This window comes from Nostoc sp. (genome assembly GCF_036916655.1).
Classification (GTDB): Bacteria; Cyanobacteriota; Cyanobacteriia; order Cyanobacteriales; family Nostocaceae; genus Nostoc.
Map to the genome: position 1 here is coordinate 14,774 of NZ_JBALFY010000068.1, position 22,284 is coordinate 37,057.

General features: G+C 42.8%; 21 protein-coding genes. 9 read left to right on the plus strand and 12 right to left on the minus strand.

From position 1 onward, the window contains the following. Window positions 1-110 precede the first annotated feature (110 nt). Window positions 111-977, plus strand: coding sequence for a glutamate racemase (gene murI / locus V7L31_RS18300; protein WP_334697553.1), 867 nt, complete (start codon window positions 111-113; stop codon window positions 975-977). Between the two features lie 58 nt (window positions 978-1,035). On the opposite strand, the gene V7L31_RS18305 is transcribed toward murI, so the two are convergent. After that, window positions 1,036-1,188 carry a hypothetical protein gene (locus V7L31_RS18305; protein ID WP_334697833.1) on the minus strand — a complete coding sequence of 51 codons (153 nt, stop codon included), beginning with the start codon at window positions 1,186-1,188 and terminating at the stop codon, window positions 1,036-1,038. 969 nt (window positions 1,189-2,157) lie between these two features. Between V7L31_RS18305 and sds the strand changes: the two genes are divergently transcribed. Beyond that, window positions 2,158-3,129, plus strand: a complete 972-nt coding sequence (gene sds / locus V7L31_RS18310; RefSeq protein ID WP_179065875.1) for a solanesyl diphosphate synthase — start codon at window positions 2,158-2,160, stop codon at window positions 3,127-3,129. A 637-nt stretch (window positions 3,130-3,766) separates the two neighbouring features. On the opposite strand, the gene V7L31_RS18315 is transcribed toward sds, so the two are convergent. Continuing rightward, the gene (locus V7L31_RS18315) at window positions 3,767-4,240 is read right to left on the minus strand and encodes a hypothetical protein (protein WP_334697554.1); all 474 of its coding nucleotides are present in this window, start codon (window positions 4,238-4,240) and stop codon (window positions 3,767-3,769) included. Window positions 4,241-4,444: 204 nt separating this feature from the next. Between V7L31_RS18315 and hetZ the strand changes: the two genes are divergently transcribed. From hetZ to V7L31_RS18330, 3 genes are all read left to right on the plus strand, one after another. Then, complete coding sequence (gene hetZ, locus V7L31_RS18320) at window positions 4,445-5,650, plus strand: heterocyst differentiation protein HetZ (protein WP_334697555.1); 1,206 nt, start codon at window positions 4,445-4,447, stop codon at window positions 5,648-5,650. Continuing rightward, entirely contained in the window at window positions 5,643-6,620 is a 978-nt protein-coding gene (locus tag V7L31_RS18325) for a PatU (RefSeq protein ID WP_334697556.1), read from the plus strand. Before hetZ ends, V7L31_RS18325 begins: the two co-directional genes overlap by 8 nt. 527 nt (window positions 6,621-7,147) lie before the next feature. Next, window positions 7,148-9,478 carry a transglutaminase TgpA family protein gene (locus V7L31_RS18330; protein ID WP_442944447.1) on the plus strand — a complete coding sequence of 777 codons (2,331 nt, stop codon included), beginning with the start codon at window positions 7,148-7,150 and terminating at the stop codon, window positions 9,476-9,478. 129 nt (window positions 9,479-9,607) lie between these two features. On the opposite strand, the gene V7L31_RS18335 is transcribed toward V7L31_RS18330, so the two are convergent. The 7 genes from V7L31_RS18335 to V7L31_RS18365 form a co-directional block, all read right to left on the minus strand. After that, window positions 9,608-9,946 carry a type II toxin-antitoxin system PemK/MazF family toxin gene (locus V7L31_RS18335; protein WP_334697557.1) on the minus strand — a complete coding sequence of 113 codons (339 nt, stop codon included), beginning with the start codon at window positions 9,944-9,946 and terminating at the stop codon, window positions 9,608-9,610. Beyond that, complete coding sequence (locus V7L31_RS18340; protein WP_334697558.1) at window positions 9,946-10,182, minus strand: CopG family ribbon-helix-helix protein; 237 nt, start codon at window positions 10,180-10,182, stop codon at window positions 9,946-9,948. Before V7L31_RS18340 ends, V7L31_RS18335 begins: the two co-directional genes overlap by 1 nt. A 126-nt stretch (window positions 10,183-10,308) precedes the next feature. Beyond that, complete coding sequence (locus V7L31_RS18345; RefSeq protein ID WP_334697559.1) at window positions 10,309-11,106, minus strand: ABC transporter permease; 798 nt, start codon at window positions 11,104-11,106, stop codon at window positions 10,309-10,311. 1 nt (window position 11,107) lies between these two features. Next, complete coding sequence (locus tag V7L31_RS18350) at window positions 11,108-11,920, minus strand: ABC transporter permease (protein WP_334697560.1); 813 nt, start codon at window positions 11,918-11,920, stop codon at window positions 11,108-11,110. Next, window positions 11,901-12,857 carry an ABC transporter ATP-binding protein gene (locus tag V7L31_RS18355; RefSeq protein WP_334697561.1) on the minus strand — a complete coding sequence of 319 codons (957 nt, stop codon included), beginning with the start codon at window positions 12,855-12,857 and terminating at the stop codon, window positions 11,901-11,903. Before V7L31_RS18355 ends, V7L31_RS18350 begins: the two co-directional genes overlap by 20 nt. A 95-nt stretch (window positions 12,858-12,952) precedes the next feature. After that, on the minus strand, window positions 12,953-13,477 hold the full coding sequence (locus V7L31_RS18360) for a GNAT family N-acetyltransferase (protein WP_334697562.1): 525 nt from the start codon (window positions 13,475-13,477) through the stop codon (window positions 12,953-12,955). A 74-nt stretch (window positions 13,478-13,551) separates the two neighbouring features. Continuing rightward, the gene (locus V7L31_RS18365; RefSeq protein WP_334697563.1) at window positions 13,552-14,235 is read right to left on the minus strand and encodes a uracil-DNA glycosylase; all 684 of its coding nucleotides are present in this window, start codon (window positions 14,233-14,235) and stop codon (window positions 13,552-13,554) included. A 192-nt stretch (window positions 14,236-14,427) separates the two neighbouring features. Between V7L31_RS18365 and V7L31_RS18370 the strand changes: the two genes are divergently transcribed. Continuing rightward, window positions 14,428-15,114, plus strand: coding sequence for a phosphoribosyltransferase (locus V7L31_RS18370; protein ID WP_334697564.1), 687 nt, complete (start codon window positions 14,428-14,430; stop codon window positions 15,112-15,114). Window positions 15,115-15,257: 143 nt separating this feature from the next. On the opposite strand, the gene V7L31_RS18375 is transcribed toward V7L31_RS18370, so the two are convergent. After that, a complete protein-coding gene (locus V7L31_RS18375) occupies window positions 15,258-16,286 on the minus strand; it encodes a tetratricopeptide repeat protein (RefSeq protein WP_334697565.1) in 1,029 nt (342 codons plus the stop codon). 419 nt (window positions 16,287-16,705) lie between these two features. Next, window positions 16,706-17,176, minus strand: a complete 471-nt coding sequence (locus tag V7L31_RS18380) for an NADAR family protein (RefSeq protein WP_334697566.1) — start codon at window positions 17,174-17,176, stop codon at window positions 16,706-16,708. A gap of 425 nt (window positions 17,177-17,601) precedes the next feature. Here V7L31_RS18380 and V7L31_RS18385 point away from each other — a divergent pair, with 425 nt between their 5' ends. The 3 genes from V7L31_RS18385 to V7L31_RS18395 all read left to right on the plus strand — a co-directional run bounded on the left by V7L31_RS18385 (window position 17,602) and on the right by V7L31_RS18395 (window position 20,906). Continuing rightward, entirely contained in the window at window positions 17,602-19,071 is a 1,470-nt protein-coding gene (locus tag V7L31_RS18385; RefSeq protein ID WP_334697567.1) for an efflux RND transporter periplasmic adaptor subunit, read from the plus strand. A gap of 84 nt (window positions 19,072-19,155) precedes the next feature. Further along, window positions 19,156-20,373, plus strand: a complete 1,218-nt coding sequence (locus V7L31_RS18390; protein ID WP_334697568.1) for an ABC transporter permease — start codon at window positions 19,156-19,158, stop codon at window positions 20,371-20,373. An 80-nt stretch (window positions 20,374-20,453) separates the two neighbouring features. Beyond that, window positions 20,454-20,906 (plus strand): hypothetical protein, encoded by a 453-nt coding sequence (locus tag V7L31_RS18395; RefSeq protein WP_334697569.1) that lies wholly within the window; start codon window positions 20,454-20,456, stop codon window positions 20,904-20,906. Between the two features lie 138 nt (window positions 20,907-21,044). Here V7L31_RS18395 and V7L31_RS18400 read toward each other — a convergent pair whose 3' ends face one another. Continuing rightward, a complete protein-coding gene (locus V7L31_RS18400) occupies window positions 21,045-21,911 on the minus strand; it encodes an Rpn family recombination-promoting nuclease/putative transposase (protein ID WP_334697570.1) in 867 nt (288 codons plus the stop codon). Window positions 21,912-22,284 lie beyond the last annotated feature (373 nt).

Sequence of the window (22,284 nt, forward strand, 5' to 3'; positions counted from 1 at the left end):
TAAAGAGGTGGTATTTAAACTTCTTTGACGTACAGAATTTAGTAGTCAATTTGGAGATTGTCTGCTAAATTCTGTATTTTAAATCCCAAAACCTAAATTAATATCTGCCTGTGTATTCATCTTCCATTTTTGAAGGAAATCTTGACGATTTTTCTGCTCAAGAACCCCAACGTGCCCCAATTGGCATCTTTGACAGTGGTGTTGGTGGGCTGACAGTATTACGACAACTCTATCGACAACTCCCCAATGAATCAATTATCTATTTTGGGGATACAGCTAGACTTCCTTACGGAATTCGTTCACAAGCAGAAATTTTACGATTTACGCGTGAAATTATTACCTGGCTACAACAGCAGCAGGTAAAAATGGTAATTATGGCTTGCAACACCAGTTCCGCCCTCGCACTAGAAACCGTGCGCCAAGAATTCAGCATACCCATATTGGGAGTGATTCTACCAGGTGCAAAAGCTGCGGTGCAGCAAGGAAAGCGGATTGGTGTAATTGCCACTCCCGCTACAGCCAAGAGTAATGCTTATAAGCACGCTATACTCGAAATTGCTCCTGATGTCCAAGTCTGGCAAGTTGGGTGTCCAGAGTTTGTACCACTGATTGAGCAAAACCGCATTCACGACCCATATACGGCTGAAGTAGCACGAGCTTACCTAGAGCCTTTATTAGAGCAGAAAATTGATACCTTAGTTCACGGCTGTACCCATTATCCCCACCTTACTCCGGTACTGCGATCGCTCCTCCCCTCGCAAGTCCAATTAATTGATCCAGCTGTTCATGTTGTAGCAGCTTGCGCCCAAGAGCTAGACTTGTTAGGTTTAAGAAATACTCATCTACCATTACCAACTCGCTTCGCCGTTAGCGGTTGTCCGCAACAGTTTTCTCAGTCAGGAGTCCAGTGGCTAGGCTATACCCCAATGGTTGAAGAGGTTTCCTTCACTGATATCGCTATTTCCCAACTCCAATAAAACTAATTAGTCCTTAGTCCTTAGTCGTTTATCGAAACAAAGGACTAAGGACAAATGACTAATGACTATTAACTGATATCTCCTGCTTGTGTTTTCCTTTGGCAGATGAAGGAAAACTTGTCGGAACAGTCTTTGTACCCGTTCGCTTCGCCAGTGCTAATAACAGGTAGACTGTGAACAAATATCCAGACGCTAAAATAAAAATCATCATAGGCATACTTCCGTAAATCATTGTTCTACTAGCACCCTTCTAAACGAATATAAAATTCCATAAAATTAGTAGAACCTCAACCAAGCAAGTGCATTCTTGATGGCTGTAGTTTCCTATGGTAAAATTACCTATAGAGATCAAATCCTCTACGGACAAAGAATTTATGATCTAATGCGACTTCTTGCAGACCATAGATCCCACAGCAGTTAGCTTGCCATTTAGCAATCTAAAACTACGATTCTCAGCGGTCTACTCGATCTGCTTTATTTTTGCTCAAACTGCTGTGAAAAGAGCAATGCTTGCGCTCAACGTGCGCTGAAGACGTGTAGCGGCTTCCCATAGGGATATCACATAGCTCCAAACCAGGAGTTTTGCGTATCGTAGGAAAAATTAAAGAATTTATTCCTTTAATCTCACCGACGAATATTTATTTTAGACTCACAACACTAAGTCAGTAAAATCAACTACTAGCTGACTTACTTTTGCAGTGCGAATATCTTACAAAATTTAAAATTCCTATATTTTAGCGTAACACAAAGACCCTGAATTTTGAGCCTATTCGGCTGCTAAATTTCAAATTTTTTGAAGAGCTACACCATCAATCTGGAGAAATTTAGCCTGAACCATTAGCGACAAATTTAAGTCATTCTCATTTTGTCAATAAGTAATATTACTTAAAATATGCTTTTAACTATGGCGGGAAAAGTGAGATGAGAAATTACTTAACACAATTTAATCTCATATTTATCCCCGTTTACTGAGAATTCATGTTTTAAGTTAGTTTCAAGCCTGAGTTCCCATAAATCAAGCATAATTACTTATTGACAAACAAGTTAGTAACCTTAATTATCACCCATAGACTCATAAAAAGGGGATTACCTCATGAAAACTTTGCGCCGGCACAGGGTTATCTTAAAATGAGTATAGGATATGTAAACTTTCGTAACCTAAGTCAGAGTCCGCCCATCCATGACCCCAGCCACCTCCCTGTTTACCCCTGTGGAAGCAGACCTGCGACTACTAGCAGATAACCTAAAGCAGCTAGTTGGAAATCGCCACCCCATTCTGTTTGCAGCAGCCGAACATTTATTCGGTGCTGGGGGAAAGCGTATCAGACCAGCAATTGTCCTGCTAATATCGCGGGCAACAATGTTAGAACAAGACATTACACCCCGTCATCGTCGCCTTGCTGAGATTACAGAAATGATTCACACAGCAAGCTTGGTACATGATGATGTCGTAGATGAATCAGACGTGCGGCGAGGCGTTCCTACCGTTCATAGTTTGTTCGGGAACCGCATTGCCATCTTAGCAGGAGATTTTCTCTTTGCCCAATCGTCCTGGTATTTAGCAAACTTGGACAATTTGGAGGTGGTGAAATTACTCTCAGAAGTCATTATGGATCTGGCTACTGGGGAGATTCAGCAGGGACTAAATCGTTTTGATGCTGGTATCTCTATTGAAACTTACATTGAGAAGAGTTATTACAAAACAGCTTCGTTAATCGCCAACAGTTCTAAAGCTGCTGGGTTACTCAGTGAAGTCTCACGAGAAACTGTTGAGCATCTGTATAGCTATGGTCGTCATTTTGGTATAGCATTTCAAATTGTTGATGACATTCTAGATTTCACTAGTACAACAGATACCTTGGGTAAACCAGTGGGGTCGGATCTCAAAAGTGGTAATCTGACCGCACCCGTTTTATTTGCTTTAGCCCAAAAACCATCTTTGGAAGTGCTGATTGAGCGAGAGTTTGCTCAAGAAGGAGATTTAGAGCAAGCACTAGAATTGATTCAAGATAGTGAAGGTATACAGCAGGCGCGAGAGTTAGCTGCTCACCATGCTAAGTTGGCAATTGAACATCTTGCAGTTCTCCCACCCTCAGAATCTCACCAGGCATTGATTAACATAGCTGAGTACACACTGAGTCGCCTCTATTAAATTAGTTCTCAGTTCTCAGGTAGAAAGTATGGATTTAGGTTAAGACTTACGCAAAATATCTCTCAACCTCTGATTTCTCCGTGTCTCTGCGGTAGCCTGCGGCAAGCCCTCCGGGTGACGCTCCTAACGTCGCTAACGCTGTGCTAACAGCAGTCGAGGGAAACCCCCCAGACGCTCCTAACGTCGCTAACGCCAAGGGCGAAGACTGCGCTGCTTCACCGCTTTGCGTCTACGTTATTCTGTAACTCGTGTGTAATTCCTATAGGTTTTTGGTGTGTTATGGCTTTCGTAACACATCAAAAACCTAAAATGTTGTGCTTCAATCACGCTTTAACACACTAAAGCAGTTTGATATTTAATTCAGCCCACCTATTTACCAGGTAGAAAGTAGAGTTTTTTATTTGGAAGTTCTTAAGTGTAAAACTCTGGTTCACTGCGAAATTAAAACTGAAAAATGTTCACTGATAACTGTTTTTTAACAAATTTTAGGTTTCACCGAAATTTGAACCAGTCGCATGGTCTAAGGGAAAGAAAAAATTTCTTTTTTCACTGATTTAGAAAACTTTTTTTAAAAAATTTGAGATTTAAAATTTTGGATGTGGGGTTGTATCTAAAAAACTCCACATCCAAATTTTTTCTATGCAATATCAGGGGGTATCTGTTTTGGCGATCGCAGTTGTCGTAAGTGTTGCTGCATGAGTTTTTCTAGTTCAGTTCGCTGAACTTCAACGGTATGAGTGGTCTTACCCGGCGTCTCCAAAAAAACGATACTATCTACGGGTTCTAATGCCACCATTTGGAACAAAATATGGGTGACAGGAGTAATTTTAGCTAGCATTTGAGGGTCAAGCCCAGCAGGGGAAATTAGAGAGACATCCTGTATGGTAGGGAAAGCGTAAAGAACGCGCTTTTCCAATCCTGGATTAGCACGATTGCTCAACGTAGTTACAACCCAGCTTGACTCCGAATTTTGGAGAACATAATACTGGGAGTAGCGTAATTTTTGAGCGATCGCTCTAAGGGCAGGAGCAATTGCTGCAACAAGATGTGGTGTCACACCATCGTCGGGTGCATTGTCAATCAGCAATTGAATTTGTGCTTCTAAATCCATAATGACTTGTATACGGCTCCTGGGTAACGGCAATAACATCTATCAAGTGCGAACAATCCCATCAGAATTGGGAATAATAAAATCAGCCACATCCTCAATAGTAGGATTGGTCTGCGTTTAGCTTATACGTAAAACCAAAAAAGCCAATACCCACAGTCGTACAGGTTGTATTTAAATACTTAAGGTCTTTTGAAAACCGAGACTATGAATTCAGCCGCAACCGTAACTATTCCATCTGCAACTATTCTGGGAGAAAATTCTACAGGCGTGGAGGCGATCTTTCAACTCCTGTCCAAGGAGTTTCAGCAGTCAACCAAAGCTTCAGAACAAAATTGCCACGACGTAGCAAGACGTATCACCACCGAAGTCTACCGGATTTGTCATGAAAGCAAACGTATCCAAGCTTCTGGAACTGTAGAAAGCTCGGCACTGACTCTGGCTCGGCATCGGCTGCAACAGTGTCTCAGGTACTATCAGTTGGGTTCAAATCGGGGCAGGGTCGAATTACACAGTACTCTGAGTGCAATTGTTTATCGATATATTAATCCTCCTCAGAGGCAATTGAGCTATCAAGGGCGGCTGACGATCATTGAAGATTTCCTCCAGAGTTTTTATCTGGAAGCGTTGAACGCTTTCCGGCGGGAAAATCAACTTGGTGCCACTTATCGCCCGCAAACGCTCTTGGAATTGTCCGAGTATATGGCATTTACCGAGCGCTACGGCAAGCGACGCATTCCCTTACCAGGTCGTCAGCAGCAGCTAATTATTTTGCGGGCACAAACTTTTTCTCAACAGCAGCCCCCAGAAACCAGCGTAGATATAGAACAAGCCTCAGAGGGTAGCAATAATGAAGGTGATGGTTCTTGGGAAGAGCCAGCAGTTCATCAATTGCGCTCCACAATGGCAACGCAAGCCGAACCCGAACCTGAAGAAGACACCTTGCGCTCGGTTGTGGTTACGGAATTAATGAATTATCTCGAACAACGACAACAATCCGACTGCGCTGATTACTTTTCTCTCCGCCTCCAGGATTTATCAGCACAGGAAATTGAGTCAGTTTTAGGTTTAACCCCTCGTCAGAGAGATTATTTGCAACAGCGCTTTAAGTATCATTTGATTCGGTTTGCCCTGTTGCACCGTTGGGAATTAGTTCACGAATGGCTGGAAGCTTCTCTGCATACAAATTTGGGCTTAACTCCCCAGCAATGGCAAGTCTACACAGCACAGCTGGACAATAAGCAACGGTCTTTATTAGAGTTGAAGCAACAAGGACAAGCTGATGAAAAAATAGCAAAAACTTTAGGGCTGTCAATGGCACAACTGCAAAAAAGATGGTTTAAGCTGCTTGAGCAAGCTTGGGAAATTCGTAACTCATTAGTTTCCGGATCAGGTGCATCTACTCATGAATAGTGACTCAGAATCTTTACAACACCGGTGTCTCGATTGGTTATTGACAGATGATGTCAAAAATCATGAGCGATCGGTAGAATGTGAGGAAAATGACGGGGTAAAAAACCTCCTTAATGAAGCCACTGCTTCAAAAAGCAGTGAGCCAAAATTGGGAGGAACGCCCCAGACCTTTCAATTGGGAGAAATTCCTACTGTGCAAGATCGTTTTCAAGCTGTCCTTAAGCGTCGGTTACAAATCCAAGCCCAAGACCACCCACCGTTGTTTCCCTGGGAAACACAATTAATCGACTATCCTGATTTTGTTGATGAGCCGTCAATGACACTCGTTCCTAGCTGGGGATGGATGGTACAACAGTCTAAGTTGACCTTACCAACTCGCTTACCGGAAAGAGTTTTCCAGCAATTGCTAGAACAGTGTCAGGCTTTGGTGACATCTTCTGTGCCGTTGGGGGCAAAATTAGTTCAAGTGGTGGAGAACTTTTTTCCCAATGAGTCTCAAGCATTAAATGACATCGCTGGATTGGTGCTAAGAAGCACCTATCGATCTGTAAGTACTCTGGAGACAATGCCCGCTATTCAGAGCGATTATTCAGATTTACAACCGCGTCAACAAATGGCTTTGTCATTGCTAGCAGCTAAACAACTGCTGGAAAATCTGACTCTACCACTTTCAGCAACCAGTCCAGTGGTAGAAAGACAATGGCTAACCAGTGTTGGTGCTTTGAATATCAGAGTAGAGTACCAGTCTCTAGGTAAACTTACGAAGTTACTTGTGCAAGCTGAGTTACCTGTTAAAGGAACTTTAACGCTGCGGGGAAGTGGCACCTTAGCAATGACAACATCTTCGACTTCGGGATACTTAAATGTAGAGTTAGGTTGCGAACAACTTAACCCAATTTATACTCTGGAAGTTGAGTTTCCAGAAATAGATGAACAGTCTTTGTTGTTTGTGATTAATCCCACGATTTAGTTTAAATTTCCACCGCTAGCACACTACGTCAATCAACGCCGATATATATTAAGAGGATTTTCCTGGTTTTGAAGCTCATCCTATTTTTCAACAAACGGTCATTAGGGTGTCTACGAGAAGCAGTTATTACAAAGACACAGGGACACGGGGATAGGGGGACATGGAAATATTGAGAAAGTATTTGATTATTTCTCAATTCACCGCGTCACCCATTTCTCGTTTCTCTCCATCTCTACCCCCTATCGATCATTTTTTTAACCGTGCCAATTTTAGATTTTAGATTTTAGATTTAAAATCCTTGAGGCAAATCGGGGTCAATCCAAAGGATGCTCGCGGACTCGCTCTAAGCGTTCGCGTAGCGTGTCGCAGACAAGCCATGCCGTTGGCGCAGCCTCTTGTAGAGAAGGCTTTACGCTCTGCTATCGGTAATCCAAAATCCAAAGTTTTTTGACACAGTAGTAGGGTAGGCAATTATGTCCCCCGCATTGTGTTTTTTGCATCTACATCATTGCTTCTACTAGACTCAAATGTTTAACTTATCCAGGATGAATCGGTTTTGGCGTATCCCTGTAGGTAATTTCTGGCGGCAAAATCCGCAGGGTTCGCCTTTGATAGAAGTGGAAGATTCTATTTCTTTGCGGGTGCTGGTGCTAGCGTTGGTTATTTTGGGAATTGTGGCGACGGATATCGCCGCTGAAACTTCATTCAGTTTTTGGGCATTACCCCTGAGTATAGTGGGTGCGATTTGGAGTTACTATCGTCGCCGCGATCGCAATGTTGCAGTTCAATTCGGCATCGCCATTGGGATGTTAGTAGCATTGGGTGCTTTCTTTGGGCAATTAGTGGGAGAGTTGAATGATACGCGGTTGGGTTTGGCAGAGTTATTAATTCAACTTCAGGTGTTGCATAGCTTTGATACACCGCGCCGTAAAAATTTGGGCTATTCGATTGTTATCGGACTGATTTTATTAGGTGTGGCAGGAACCCTAAGTCAGACTTTAGCATTTGCACCTGTGCTGCTGTTATTTTTAGCGATCGCTTTACCAACTTTAGTATTAGATTACCGCTCACGTTTGGGTTTGCAGCCATTAAAAAATGAAAAATTAAATCAGAAGAATTCCGCAACTATTAATTTTAAATTTTTAATTCTGAATTTTTTGCTAATTGTCGGTCTGGGACTGGCAATTTTTGCTGTTTTACCTAGATTTCCCGGCTATCAATTACGGAATTTTCCTGTAAGTTCTGGTATTCAAGTCAAAGGTAATTTCACAGGACGTAGTATCATTAACCCCGGTTATGTCCGCCAAGGCAAAGGTGAAAATCAAGGCAGTGGTAGCGGTGGTACGGGACAAAATCAAACTGGTGAACCAGGTAAAGTAGATAATAACTTTTATTACGGTTTTAATAGCCAAATTAATCAAAACCTGCGGGGCGAAATGAAACCCAAGGTTGTAATGCGGGTGCGATCGCAAGCTGAGGGTTTTTGGCGAGTATTAGGATTTGACCGCTATACAGGTAAGGGATGGGTAGTTTCCCGTAATGAAGATGTTATGACTGTTAGGCGATCGCCTTGGTCTTACCAAATTTTTATTCCTCCATCCATACTCACTGCTAAAACCCAAGAGGTAGTACAAACTTATACAGTGGTGTCGGATTTGCCTAACCTAATTCCAGCGATGGCTAATCCCAAGGAAGTTTATTTTCCAGCACCAGTGATCGCTATTGATAAAGAAGACGGATTGCGATCGCCTGTAGAATTATCAGAAGGATTCACCTACACAGTAGTTTCAGAAGTACCATACCGCGATCGCACTTTATTAGGTGAAGCTTCTACTAAATATCCGCAACATATTAAAAAACATTATCTGCAAATTCCTCCTGAAATTGCCGAAAAAGTCCGGCAACGTACCGAAGAAATCCTCGCTAACTACAATAAAGAAGGAGTCACAAAGTCTACGAAAAGACTCGATTCACCTTATGAAAAGGCTCTTTACTTAGCTCAGTATTTAAAGCAACGCTACTCTGTTCCCCAAAATCCCTTAGAACTGCCTTATTTGAGTGAAAAAGAAGACTTGGTAGAAACTTTTTTGTTTAAGCAAAAGGGGGGCTATCCAGACCACTTTTCAACAGTTCTGACGGTGATGTTGCGTTCCATTGGCATCCCAGCGCGGTTTGTAGCAGGGTTTAGCGCAGGAGAATTTAATCCATTTACAGGGCTGTATGTTGTCCGTAATACTGATGCTTATGCGATGACGGAAGTGTATTTTCCGAAATATGGTTGGTTTGCCTTTGATCCTATTCCCAATCATCCTCTAATTCCCCCATCTATTGAAGACACTCAGACCTTTAGTGTCTTGCGTCAGTTATGGAACTGGGTTGCTGGCTGGTTGCCTTCTCCGGTGACAGGTTTGTTGAATAATGTATTTGGGACAATATTGAGTTGGGTAATTAGAGCGATCGCTTGGTTTATCGCTTTATTCTCTCAAGGTTGGTTTGGTGTATTGACTGGCTTAATCTTGGCAACTACAGCAGCTTTCTTTGCTTGGCTGGGTTGGGGACAGTGGCGAGAGTGGCACAACCGTCGATGGTTAAAGAAATTGCCAGCAATGGAAAGCCTTTATCAACAAATGCTGCAATGGACAACCCAAAAAGGTTTAGGTAAACATCCAGCACAAACACCTTTAGAGTACGCCAGAGGATCATACCAGCATCATGCCCCAGCAACCGCTGAGGTCATAGATGAGATTAGCCAAGCCTATGTTAGTTGGCGCTATGGTGGTCATACTCCTAACTTGCAGCGATTGCGAGAGAGATGGCAAGGTATTAAAAAGACTGCTAAGACTGCTAAGGACTTGTAAAATATTTCTTTCTCTATCTGCTTCCTCTGCGTTTGGAGTGGTTAATAAGTAATTTCTTGAACCGCAGAGGCACAGAGAACACAGAGATAAGAGAATTAATTTTTGAGAGGTTAATCCTTATGACCTCACTTAGAGGTACAAAATTGTTCGCAGCCCCTCGTTTATTTCTTCTTGTAGATGCTCTGGTAGTGAGCCAACGCGCTCTACTAAAAACCTTTTGTCAACAGTAAAAATTTGGGACACATTAGCTACAGAATCTCTGGGTAAACCTGTAGCTTCACGCGGTAATAAAACATTGCCTGGTGCTTCTGCTAGCTGAGTGTTAGAGGTAATAATAACGACGATTACGGTGCTGATACGACTTTGAGTAAAAATATCATCTTGAACAATCACAATAGGGCGACGATACCCTGATTCTGAACCGAGTGGTTCCGGCAAATTTGCCCACCAAATTTCTCCGCGATACACTACCAATCCTCACGGGACAAGGACATGAATTGTAGCTTTGCTAATACTGGATCTAGTTCAGAGGACTCTTCAGAATAAACTATATTCAGTTGGTTCAACATCTGATTGCGGTTGTGTTTCCGCAAATATGCTTTCAAAGCTTTTGTGTAAAGTTCACTACGAGATACGCCTAACTCTCTAGCGAGCGCTTCTGCCTCTTCAAAAATTGAATCTGGAAGCGAAATTGCAGTTTTCATTCCTACCTTTGTTGTGATTACTATCTTTGGTTATACCCTGGTTATACCATAATCGCAAAAACTGTGACCGATTACAAACTAAACCGTAGTTTGGCTTAATGGGTAGAAAAATTGCCAAGATTGAACTCAACCTCGCATCTGCATCAAATTGCCTGAGGAGTAGCGACGCAAACCATTGTAAAACACACCTGTACCAACCAACAGCACGGTAGTTGATCCAGCTACAGCTAGGCAAGTATGAATTAAAGATAGCGATCGCAATGCCTCAATTGGCAAATAAGTCACAAACCCAGCCGGAATCAACGTGTACAGCAGTAGCTTCACCGTTCCCTCAAACAAAGTCGCTGGATAGGTACTGAAGGTAAGCATGGCATTTCGCCACTGTTGTGTCAGTCCTTCGGAATTGCCCAGGTAAAAGCTGAGGCTACCTGTCAAAATATTAAAGCCGACAAACAACGTTGCCACTGAAACTGTCAACCCAGTAAACAACGCCAAATGCACTGCATCAGGCTTGACAAAAAACAAATAAACCCCATACCCAAACAGCATATCTCCCCAAGATGTAGCATTCATCCGTCCTAGCAGTAGGTGCGGTAAAAGGGCGCGAGGGTACAACATCCACACATCTAACTGTCCTTGGACAATTAAACTTGTCAGTTGCATAGCGTTACCGCAGATAGTATTAGCCAGACCAAATCCTGTTGCGGCGATCGCCCAGAGAGTAACTACATCCTGCACCATCCAGCCGCGTAGCACTGGAAAACGTGTGAAAAATAGCCCCCAAAATGTCACCCACACGAGGTTATTCAGTATCATTGCTACCACTTGCGTCAGGAATGCGCCGCGATATTCTAAGTGAGCGTTTAGATTGAGGCGAATATAAGCGCCAGCTAATTGTAGGTAGGAAAGTAAACGCCAAAACATATCAACCTCCATGTGCGTGGATGCGTTTAACTGCTGTGCGGTACACCAAGGCTACCAAGAGAGCCAGCACACCGATAGCAACTGCCTGACGCACTAACAATTGACTGGCAAAAGCTAGGTTGGGATGCACAAATAAACGCGCTGGTCCATACAAAATACTGGCAAAGGGTAGAGCTTGTAGTACTGGCTGCCAGGTTTCTGGTAGTAGTTCCAAGGGAATCAGCATCCCACCCAAAATCATCGTCAATCGAGAGTAAATGAGCATTAGCCCGGTGGTATTTTCCAGCCAGAAAGCTCCTAAACCCACTAAGAAGGTTGCCAAAAAATCTAGGACAAATGCCAGTGGTAGCGCCACTACAAATAATAAAATTCCTCCTAAACTTAGAGGAATTGTACCGACAAACAGTAGTGCAACTAAAGATGCGATCGCGACATTCAACCCAAAGCGCACTGTCCGCTCTCCCAAAGTAGTCCACAGACGGTACAAAGGGTAAGATAAAGGGCGTATTAGTTGCACTGCCAGCGCCCCCGTCCGTATATCCTCGTCTACCTCTAAAGCAACCTGGGGGCTGGAGAGGACAATAGATTCAGTGATACCTAAGTACCAAAGCATCTGAGCCAGTGTTAAACCTCCCAACTCTTCAGCATCCGTCTCGGCATAGGTGACACGCCACAGCTGTAAAAAGATGTAGAGAATGACAAACAAAAAAATTCCTCTGGAAGCAACTTCTCCCAAATAAGCCAGGTTGGAGCGAGCTGCCGTCCAGCCAATCCAGGTATATTTGTTCACTGAATTATGAGGCTGCCTGAGCATAAATGTGTGCAATTACCTCTTCTAGCGGTGGGTCTTCAATCGCAATATCAGCCACCGAACCCGCCTGGAGAATTTGAGTCATCACGGTTTCAATTGGTGTAATGCTGGTATTAACCTCCAGCTTGAGTCCATATTCGCCTGCTTTGAGTTGTGTCACTCCTGGGAGGCTGATTTGGGCGGGAGAGGTATGGAATTTGACGCTGATAATCTTTGAGCCAAGGTATTGGCGGCGCATTGCCGAAACTTTGTCATCAAGTACTACACGCCCATGATTAATTACTACGACTCGCTGCGCTACTTGTTCAATGTCGCCTGCATCGTGGCTGGTGAGAAACACCGTTACCCCCTCATCGCGGTTCCACTCCCGGATGAGATCGCGTAATTCCTGACGAGCAATGACATCCAGTCCAATTGTGGGTTCGTCGAGGAATAGTACTTTCGGTGCATGGAGTAAGCTCGCTGCTACTTCTGCTCGCATCCGCTGACCTAAAGACAATTTACGTACTGGGGTATTCCAAAACGGGTTGAGGTCAAAACGCTCAACTAGTTGGTCACGACGTTTAATGTATTCTTGCCGATTAAGATTATAGATTCGCGCCAGTAACTCCAAGGTATCGCGGGGGGGTAGATGATACCATAGCTGCGATCGCTGTCCAAACACCACCCCAATCTGATACGCTAGTTCACGCCGATTTCGCCAAGGGTTTAATCCCAATAACCTGGCTGTGCCAGATGTCGGCTGTAGTATGCCTGTCAGCATCTTGATTGTAGTGGACTTCCCCGCGCCATTGGGGCCAATGAAGGCGATCGCTTGACCATCTGGAACGGTCAAACTAATGCCATCTACGGCGACAATCTCTTTATGAGTGCGGTTGCGTCCCCAACCCCGACTCAGAGTAAACGTCTTGGATAAATTTTCCAGTTCTACGGCTGTCATCACCGATGAACCTCTTCAGTTAATTTGATGCTACAAGTGTAATACAAAACTGACAGCATAATAAAATTTACATTTTAAATAAATTGCTCATATCACTACTGCACCCTATCAGTATTGTCAAAGCACTGCACCGTTCCTCGCCAATCGTCAATCTCCATTACCGTTTCTGTAAATTTTCCGGCTGTGTAGTCTGCAATCACACGACGCCAGAATTTTTGAGCAACTACATTTGTGGTTATCTGATGGATTTCCCATTTCCCGCGAAATCGATCAAAGGTTTGAAAGGCGACATTTTTACCAATTCCTTGTTGTCTGTACTTTCGTAGGATAAAGAACTCTGCGATTGAATACTGACTACCCTGAATGTAAGTGTACTGATTCACCAAAACGAATCCGGCAAGCTTTCCCCCAACCCGCACAATGAAAGGGTAGCGATCGCGAAGCGTGTGCGAAGCACTCTCGCTCTCAACCCAGTAGTAATCTAGGTATGGATAGCCAAAGTAACCATGCTCATTAAGATCCTTGTTTTCAAACTCTGAAAAGTCATATTGGTAAAGCTCCATCATCTGCTGGATGAGTGGTTTTTCGTCTATTGAAGCTGATAAAACTTCCACATACATGATTAATGGAGCTAAAACACTATTCCTTTGACGACTTCAAGGCATGACTAAATAGTTTGAGCAAGTTCACCACATTAACTGTTATTTTTAATTTCGTCTAACTTGGCACGCACTGCCTGAATATCCTGCCACATCAACCATTTCGGCGCACCTCTTTCTTTAGAAGGATTACGCAACAAGTAAGAAGGATGAAAAATTGGCATACATAAACGCCCTTCCCATTCCAGCCATTGTCCGCGAATTTTTGTAATCCCCCGCTTATCACCAGTGATTCCTTTAACAGCAGTTGCACCTGTTAACAAGATTATTTTGGGGTCAACTAAGCGAATTTGTTCTAGTAGGTAGGGTAGACAAGCCGCCACTTCTACAGGAGTGGGAACTCTATTATCTGGTGGGCGACATTTATTTATATTGGCAATGTATACATCATCCTCAGTAGTCAGATTCACAGAGGCGAGAATTTTTTCTAACAACTGCCCCGATCTGCCTACAAATGGTAAGCCGGTTTCATCTTCATTTTGACCTGGCGCTTCCCCGATAACCATAATTGGGGCTTTGAGATTGCCACGTCCGACAACAGTATGAATTCGAGTGTCTCCTAATGGACAGCGGTGACAGCGATCGCAATGCTGTGTCAACTCTGTGATGCTGGCATAAGTTCCGGGAGTGATGGGAATTTTCGCGTCTGTCGGAATCAGTTCTCGTTGGTTAAAGGAGGTTGAGTCGTCAAAAAGGCTGAGTTGGGTTTCGCTGCTCATGAAAATCAGGATTTTGGCATCAGCGCCAGTTGTTATGTTTGAGTTAAATACCGTTTTGGCTGGAAAGTTATCAAAATAAATAGATTTTTGCTGAATACTTAGTTATTTTTATAAATCTTATTGTATCAGTTAATTTCAGACAAAATTCAGTCATGATAAAAGCAGTCCCGTCCTAAGATGCTGGGGGAAACTATGTCACATACCCCACTTTTCGCCGATCGCACCCATGCGGGTGAGTTATTGGCGCAAGTGATTCATGATGTTTTGACTCAGCAAACTATTGATTCTGGGGTAAAGCCCGTACCAATTGTTTATGCTTTGCCAAGAGGGGGTATACCAGTAGCAGCACCAATAGCACATCTTTTGGATTGTCCATTGACGATTGTTGTGGCGAAAAAGATTAGCCATCCAGAAAATCCAGAGTTAGCAATTGGTGCAGTGACTACTTCGGGAAATGTTCTTTGGGCCGATCAAAAGCTACTTCGCCTTAAACATGATGGGCGATGGCGGGAAGCAGCTTTAAATAAAGCGATAAACCAAGCTAAGTTTCTTGAGGCTCAATTAATTTCTGCTTGTCCGCAGTTCAATGCACGGGATGCCACGTTGATCTTAGTTGATGATGGCATTGCTACAGGTATGACAATCGCGGTAGCGGCAATTGCCTTGAAAGCGCTTTCTCCAGCAGCAGTTTGGCTGTGTACTCCAGTAGCGCCACAAAAACTGCTACCCTGGTTAGAACAGTGGGGCGATCGCATAATCATCTTGGAAACACCGGAACCCTTTTGGAGTGTGAGTAATTTTTACGCCCAATTTCCCCAAGTCGATACATTAGAAGTTCTCGCATATCTCCAGCAACAAAAAACAATGGGAGAGAATTGATCGTTTTGTGGCTCTTTCTAAATCCCCATTAAAAATTATGTTAGCGAAGCGGTAGCGAGTCTTCTCCCTTGGCGCTAGCCTCTCCCTTTGGAGAAGGGGAGACGCTAAGAGCGATAGCGAGTCTGCGAGCGTCACGAGCGTCATTACAAATTATTTGAAGATGTTCCTTGCTGATATTGCATAGCTTTAGCATAATCACCCAAGGCATAGCAGGCAACTTTTAGACTGGCAAGGGCTTGTTCTTCACTGCGGCGATCTTTGATATTTCTAGCTAACAGCAAACGTTCTTCATAATATGTAATTGCTTTGTTATAGTCACCCAAAGCTTCACAAGCAACTCCTAAACTACTTAAAGATTGTTCTTCGCTACGTTTATCTTGAATTTCTTTGGCTAATTGCAACCGATCTTCATAATATTTAATGGCTTTGAGATAATCACCTAAAGCATAACAAGCATTACCTAGATTTTTTAGCACCTGAGAAGCACTGCGAACATTTTTTAAAGAGCGTGATAGTACTACACACTGTTCATAATAGGCGATCGCTTTTGGGTAATTGTTCAAAGCATACCAAGCATTACCCAAATTTTTGAGTACCTGTTCCTCACCCCAGTTATCTTTGAGTTCCCGCACAATCTTTAGACTTTGCTGCTGATACTCAATGGCCTGTGTAAAATTACCTAAAGCTTTATAAACCAATCCCAAATTATTCAGTGCTGCCACTTGACTGCGTTTATCTTGCAGTTGTTGGGTTATTTTCAAGCACTTTTCTAGAAACTCAATTGCCTTTTGATGATCGTTCAGGTGACGGTAGGCATTACCTAAATGGGAAAGTGCTTGCATTTGCAATGTTAAATCTGAGGTGTTATTAAGCAAAGACAAACACTGTTGGGAATAGGAAATAGTACCTTTGTAGTCCCCAGCACTGTAAGTTACCAATCCTAAAAAAGAAAGTGCCTGAGCCTGTTTTTGCAAATCCCCAGATGCCTGAAACAGTGCCAAGGATTGTTGTAAAAACTTCATCGCCGTTATTAATTCACCAGCTTGCTGCTGTTGAATTCCTTGCCGTAATAGCTTGGAACCTTCTGATGAATGGTCGTCACTTTCCTGTGGAGGTAGTATTTCTGCTTGTGAACCAGAGTCAAATTCATGGGTAATTGTATTACGCTTCACTGGTTTTAGGTATGTTATGGGTAGTTGCGGGGGAACTATAGCAATCCGATTTGATTCAGAGAACTCACTTGCGTGGTAAGCGTTCGCAAAGCGTCTCCCAGAGAAGTGCAGCGCAAGCGCGATAGGAAGGGAACAGGAAATAAGGGAATAGATAAGCTAAAAAACATCTAATTTGCATAATCGAATGAAACATAACTCTTGTGGGGTGGGCAACATGAGCGCCCAACTTATGCAATTTAAATATGGAACAGCTTATGTACTGGTTTTTTCAAACATCAATACAAGTCCTAATATATTTTTCGATCTGCATTCCTTCGTCTTGAGGCAAGTCTGGTGCTAAATCTAGTGTTCCCAAAACCAGGATACATCTTTCATTACGATGGTTTACTACACTGGGACAAGCATTCATCGCAAGAATATTATTTAAAAGTTCTATTATCAATATCTGCACTGTATGTATGGTGCAGGATCTCTCGCACCTCCATTAAAATTTTTCCTAGCATATTTTTCCCGCTACCATCGGCTCCACAACCCCAGTAAAAATCAATGGGGGAGTTCTCAACAATTTCTGCATTGCCTGTCGAAAGTAAAATATTTCTGATATCTGTGTGAGTTTGAAATTTACACAGTACAGCTTGCTGCATAATGTCATCTTTAACATTTTCCCAATCTTGACGTAGGGGACGGGTTCTCTCACGCCCCATTTTTGCTGCGTCTTTGGGTGTTTTAACTAGACGGATCTTTTCTACATGAGGTGTACCCACAAACTTTTGCGCTTGAAAGTAGTGTTCGCTAGTTGACCAATACAATCCATCTAATTCAAAGCCGTGGGGGGAAAAATTGGAGAAACAGCCATATTCTTCACGAGTACTATAAAAGTAGATTGTCACGTCGCTTCGCTCCGAATTAAAAATTAAAAATTAAAAATTAAAAATTAATGATTCCCATAAATAAATTTAGTTGCTCTGTATCCTTTACATTTTCAGTCAATTGAATAGCCTCATCTAGTCTTGTAAGGACTGTTTTTACTTGTGGTTGCAGAGTCAGAACTAAATATTTCAATAATTTAGAAGTACGCCAAAGTATTTCCGAGGGAGGCGGTACTAGTGACAAAAGTCATCCATTCAGGTGAAGACACATAGAAAAAGCAATGCCTAGTATGAAGGAAGATTAAGCAACGATGAAGCTAATTGTGTGTTTAGTTGTCAATTGACTCATAAAAATTTAATCCCAAAGCTTTAACATCTCCGTATTCTAAACTTACCATCGAGCCAAAGGCTACTCCTATACAAGAATATTTACAGGTTTTGATAATATGGCTACTCACATAGAAATTCCAGTTATTGGCAAAGTTAAGTATCCATTACGCTGGCTGATTGGGCTGATAGCGGGGGGAGTGTTGGTTGTGGGTACAGTAACAACTTACACCTTGATAAATCAAGGGGCAAACAAAGAAGATATTGCTGAACTAACTGTTCCAGTTACAGCACAAAACGTAACATTACGGATAACAGCTAGTGGTAAAGTTGTGCCAGTTAAAAGCGTAAATATTAGCCCAAAGAATCCAGGAGTGCTATCGCAATTATATGTAGAACAAGGCGATCGCATTCAACAAGGGCAAATTCTCGCCCGCATGGATAGTGCAAGTATTGAAGCCCAAAGAAGTCAATATCGTGCCAATTTAGCCCAAAGTCAAGCACAACTAGCCGAAGCCCTTGCTGGTAGTCGTCCTCAAGAAATCGCTCAGGCAAAGGCGCGGTTAGCACAATCTCAAGCCCAGTTAGCCGCAGCTAAGGCTGGTAATCGTCCCCAAGAGATTGCTCAATCTCAATCGCAAGTGGATGCGGCTCAAGCAAAGGTGAATTACACCAATGAACAGGTAAAGCGTTATCAATATCTATATCAAGAGGGAGCAGAGAAAAAACAATTACTCGATCAAGCCATCAGTGACGACAAAAGTGCTAGAGCCAATTTAGAAGAAGCTAAAAAACGATTGTCGTTAGTCCAAAGTGGCACTCGGACTGAGGAAGTTGACCAACGCCAAGCCGCTGTTAACGAAGCACGAGCCGCATTAGTTCTGTTGCAAGATGGCACTCGTTCTGAAGAAATTGACCAGCGTCAAGCCGCCGTTGCATCTGCTGAGGCTCAATTGAAGGGTGTACAAGTGCAGTTGGAAGATACTATTATTCGCGCCCCTCTTTCGGGAATTGTTACCCAAAAGTATGCAGAACCAGGGGCGTTTGTCACACCCACAACTTCTGCTTCTACTAGTGCATCGGCAACTTCTAGTTCAATTGTTGCCGTAGCCAGAGGTTTAGAAATATTAGCTCAAGTTCCCGAAGCCGATATTGGCAGAATTAAATCGGGACAGCAGGTGGAAATTGTCGCTGATGCTTATCCCGACAAAGTTTTTAAAGGTCATGTGCGCCTGATTGCTCCCGAAGCAGTAGTGGAACAAGGTGTAACATCCTTCCAGGTGCGGATTGCTCTCGATACTGGCATAGATAAACTACGTTCTGGCTTAAATGTGGATCTGACTTTTTTAGGCGATCGCGTTAATAATGCTTTGGTATTACCAACGGTGTCAATCGTCACCGAAAAGGGTAAAACGGGTGTACTCATCCCAGATGCCAAGAATAAACCCCAGTTCCGCGAAATTACAGTCGGGGCACAAATCCAAGACCAAACTCAGATTTTAGGCGGAGTTCAAGAAGGCGATCACATATTTGTCAACCCACCCAAAGACTACAAAATCGAAAAGGCCAAAGAGAAACAAAATAAATAAACCTAAATTGAATAGGTAATATTGTTTGAAATTTCACAGAAGAGCCTTTTAATACAAACTTTTAATCCAAAATCCAAAATTGGCATGAATCTCCTCGAAAGCATGAATATGGCGGGAAAAACCCTGCTGTCAAATAAACTCCGTAGCGCCCTCACTATGCTGGGTATAGTTATTGGTAACGCCTCAGTGATTGCCATGATTGGTATTGGCGAAGGTGGGCAAAAATTCGTTAATAAACAACTGGAGTCACTAGGGCCAAATGTGCTATTTGTACTGCCAGGTAATCAAGAAACTCAGCGAATCTCCTTTGAAGTACCAAAAACTCTGGTGTTGCAAGATGCGGAAGCGATCGCTTCTCAAGTACCAACAGTAGTAGGAGTTGCGCCAGAGTTAAACAGAAGACAGGTGGTTACATACCGCAACAGAAACACTGATGTCAATATCATTGGTACAACTCCCAGCTTTCTATCTGTGCGCGATTTTGAAACTGATAAAGGCAGATTTTTCTCTGAGGTAGACATCAAGCGAAGCAACCAAGTGGTAGTACTTGGTGCAGACTTGGCAGAAAAACTATTTGGTAATAGTAACGCCATCGGTCAGCAATTGCGAGTTGGAAATACCAGCTTTCAAGTGATTGGGACTTTAATAGCCAAAGGTTCCAGCGTGGGAGCAGATTATGATAATGCTGCCTTAATTCCAATCACGACATCAGCAAACCGACTTGTGGGCAAGAATTCTCCCTATGGTATCGCCTTAGATTATCTCGTTGCTGCCGCTCGTGATTCAGATAGCGTGGATGCAGCAGAGTTTCAAATTACTAATTTGCTGCGTCTACGGCACAAAATTAATGGTGAAGATGACTTTACTCTGCGTTCTCAAAAGGATGCCTTGCAAACTGTCGGTCAAATTACAGGTGCATTGACAATCATGCTAGCAGCGATCGCAGGTATATCGTTGTTTGTCGGCGGCATTGGGATTATGAATATTATGCTTGTCTCCGTCACCGAACGCACCCAAGAAATTGGATTGCGAAAAGCGATTGGGGCAACAGAGCAAGATATTTTGCTACAGTTCATCATTGAGGCAGTGATAGTTTCCGCAGCCGGCGGTTTAGTTGGGACTGCGGTTGGTGTTAGTGGCATCCTCTTAGTGAGTGCTTTAACTCCTTTAGAAGCGAGTCTTTCTCCTGTAGCGATTACTATGGCAGTTGGTGTCTCTGGGGCTATTGGTTTATTCTTTGGCGTTGTTCCTGCACGTCGCGCTGCTAAACTAGACCCCATTGTGGCCTTAAGAAGTGCTTAATGATGGGGATGGCGAAACTAAATCTTCCTGATTAGTCCTAAGTGAGGTGTTGGAGCGATCGCTGTGGTAGATTTTTAACAGTGTTGTCAGCTCGCCTCATCTCCTCAATATCTATCCACACTATGAATATCGATCGATTGCAGGAACTTAAGCAAAAACTGACGAATGAAGCAGACTTGTCTGATATCTGGTTATTTTATATGGATCATTTTGCGGATCACTCAGAATTTACTGAACTGGGTGAGCCTGCCTATAATGAATACCTAGATAATGTCATCCACAAAACTTGTGAGCAAATGTTTGACAGGACAATAAAGATTACTGACTTTTTATTGATCTACATTGCACAGTATCGTTTATTTCATGGGCCTTTCCAAATTGAAGGACGTATTGGCGGTGTGATTTATTTCGAGGATATAAAAGTTGGGTTACTTGCAGTGTCGGTGGATTATCCTACTACCGATGCGGTTAAGTATTCACGTTTTTCTGAGATTATTTCACTGTCGGCATCTAACCACAGCGATCGCAATTGAGAGAAGCACAACTTATACGTGTTTTCAAAAAGTGCGATCGCTGTAGGTTAACTATCCGATCAAATAATTACGAATTACGTAGCTTTCTTCTCGCCTTCTCTACGAGACGCTACGCGAATGGCGAGTATTACAAATTATTTAATCTTCCTGATTGGGTTGAGCTAAAGAGATATTTCCTAAGTAATTTACTAGATCGCTTTGACTGGAGAAATCTAACAGTGCCTCCGCTAAGTCTTCTAATTGAGCGATGGAGAATGTGCTAATCTGCTGTTCTATCTCCGGCTCAATTGCACTAAACCGACGTGTCAAAAGACGCAAAATCAGTTGTAATGCCTCCTGTTTCTTTCCTCGTTCTTCTCCCTGTTGGAATCCCTTTTGTAGAATGTCTTGATAAATCACAGATTCTTGCATAATTTCCTCTCTGAAAAGCTGTGTAATCAAACTTTTGTCAAACCGCAAACCAGCCAAAACCTGTACACAAGCTGATATATTTTGTCGCTCGTCTGTTTCTTCAATCATATCGACATTAGCAGCGACTTGAGTTAACAACTCTGCGGGTGAGTTGGTTCTGGCTAATGTCGCTAATGGTAAAAGTGCAGGGTTAGCTAGCAGTGGTGTGGGATCTTCTTCCCATAAGCGAATCACTCGATACTCGTGTCTAGTTTTCTTGTCTACATACTGAGTATTAAAAACAATTTCTGAGGAGGTGGGTTGTAAGAAAATCAATACCTGCTCAATATCACACCAGTATTCTCGCTTTAATCTAGTGTAGTAATCCAGCATCCGAAAATCAAGCGGGGTTTTGAATTTGGGTGTAGTCTGAAACTCTAAATGTAAGATTTGGTTGGCGATTTGCAAGAATATCACCGAATCAGCGCGAATGGGTTCGAGGTTGAGTTCGGTTTTGAGTACTTGGATATCTGAGGTGTCAGATGCAAGTAACCATCTGGCAAAGTCACCAGGGTATTTTTCGGCAAGGTATTTGCAGGTATTATCGTAACTCAAGGGCGTATATTTGATATGTTGTGGTCTAATTGCATATTTGGGTATGCGATAATGATGAAAAACCCCATTCCCCTATGGGTGGAGTTTTTCGCAGCTTTCTATGAAACTAAAATCTGACGGCTTAAAATACTCATTGCTTCGCCAGGGTTAGCAGTTGGTAGTAGTTGACTCAAGTCTCCAACACTTGCATAACCAATATACCTGCAAATAGTGAATTGTACTGGTGACGGCTTTCGGAGAAGCAATCATTAACAATTCAAAATTCAAAATATATTCATTTTAAACAAGCTCAAAAAAGTTATTTCAGTCTGGACTAAGGAACGAATCGAGCATTTCAAGCATCAAGCATGATTATTCCTTGCTTCGTAGATAC

Coding starts and splice junctions, on each gene's coding strand:
- V7L31_RS18355 (WP_334697561.1), bottom strand. CDS start 12,857: ATGACAGCCGTAGAACTGGAAAATTTATCCAAGACGTTTACTCTGAGT.
- V7L31_RS18350 (WP_334697560.1), bottom strand. CDS start 11,920: ATGCTCAGGCAGCCTCATAATTCAGTGAACAAATATACCTGGATTGGC.
- sds (WP_179065875.1), top strand. CDS start 2,158: ATGACCCCAGCCACCTCCCTGTTTACCCCTGTGGAAGCAGACCTGCGA.
- V7L31_RS18315 (WP_334697554.1), bottom strand. CDS start 4,240: ATGGATTTAGAAGCACAAATTCAATTGCTGATTGACAATGCACCCGAC.
- hetZ (WP_334697555.1), top strand. CDS start 4,445: ATGAATTCAGCCGCAACCGTAACTATTCCATCTGCAACTATTCTGGGA.
- V7L31_RS18340 (WP_334697558.1), bottom strand. CDS start 10,182: ATGAAAACTGCAATTTCGCTTCCAGATTCAATTTTTGAAGAGGCAGAA.
- V7L31_RS18345 (WP_334697559.1), bottom strand. CDS start 11,106: ATGTTTTGGCGTTTACTTTCCTACCTACAATTAGCTGGCGCTTATATT.
- V7L31_RS18305 (WP_334697833.1), bottom strand. CDS start 1,188: ATGATGATTTTTATTTTAGCGTCTGGATATTTGTTCACAGTCTACCTG.
- V7L31_RS18365 (WP_334697563.1), bottom strand. CDS start 14,235: ATGAGCAGCGAAACCCAACTCAGCCTTTTTGACGACTCAACCTCCTTT.
- V7L31_RS18370 (WP_334697564.1), top strand. CDS start 14,428: ATGTCACATACCCCACTTTTCGCCGATCGCACCCATGCGGGTGAGTTA.
- V7L31_RS18390 (WP_334697568.1), top strand. CDS start 19,156: ATGAATCTCCTCGAAAGCATGAATATGGCGGGAAAAACCCTGCTGTCA.
- V7L31_RS18385 (WP_334697567.1), top strand. CDS start 17,602: ATGGCTACTCACATAGAAATTCCAGTTATTGGCAAAGTTAAGTATCCA.
- V7L31_RS18330 (WP_442944447.1), top strand. CDS start 7,148: ATGTTTAACTTATCCAGGATGAATCGGTTTTGGCGTATCCCTGTAGGT.
- V7L31_RS18360 (WP_334697562.1), bottom strand. CDS start 13,477: ATGTATGTGGAAGTTTTATCAGCTTCAATAGACGAAAAACCACTCATC.
- V7L31_RS18325 (WP_334697556.1), top strand. CDS start 5,643: ATGAATAGTGACTCAGAATCTTTACAACACCGGTGTCTCGATTGGTTA.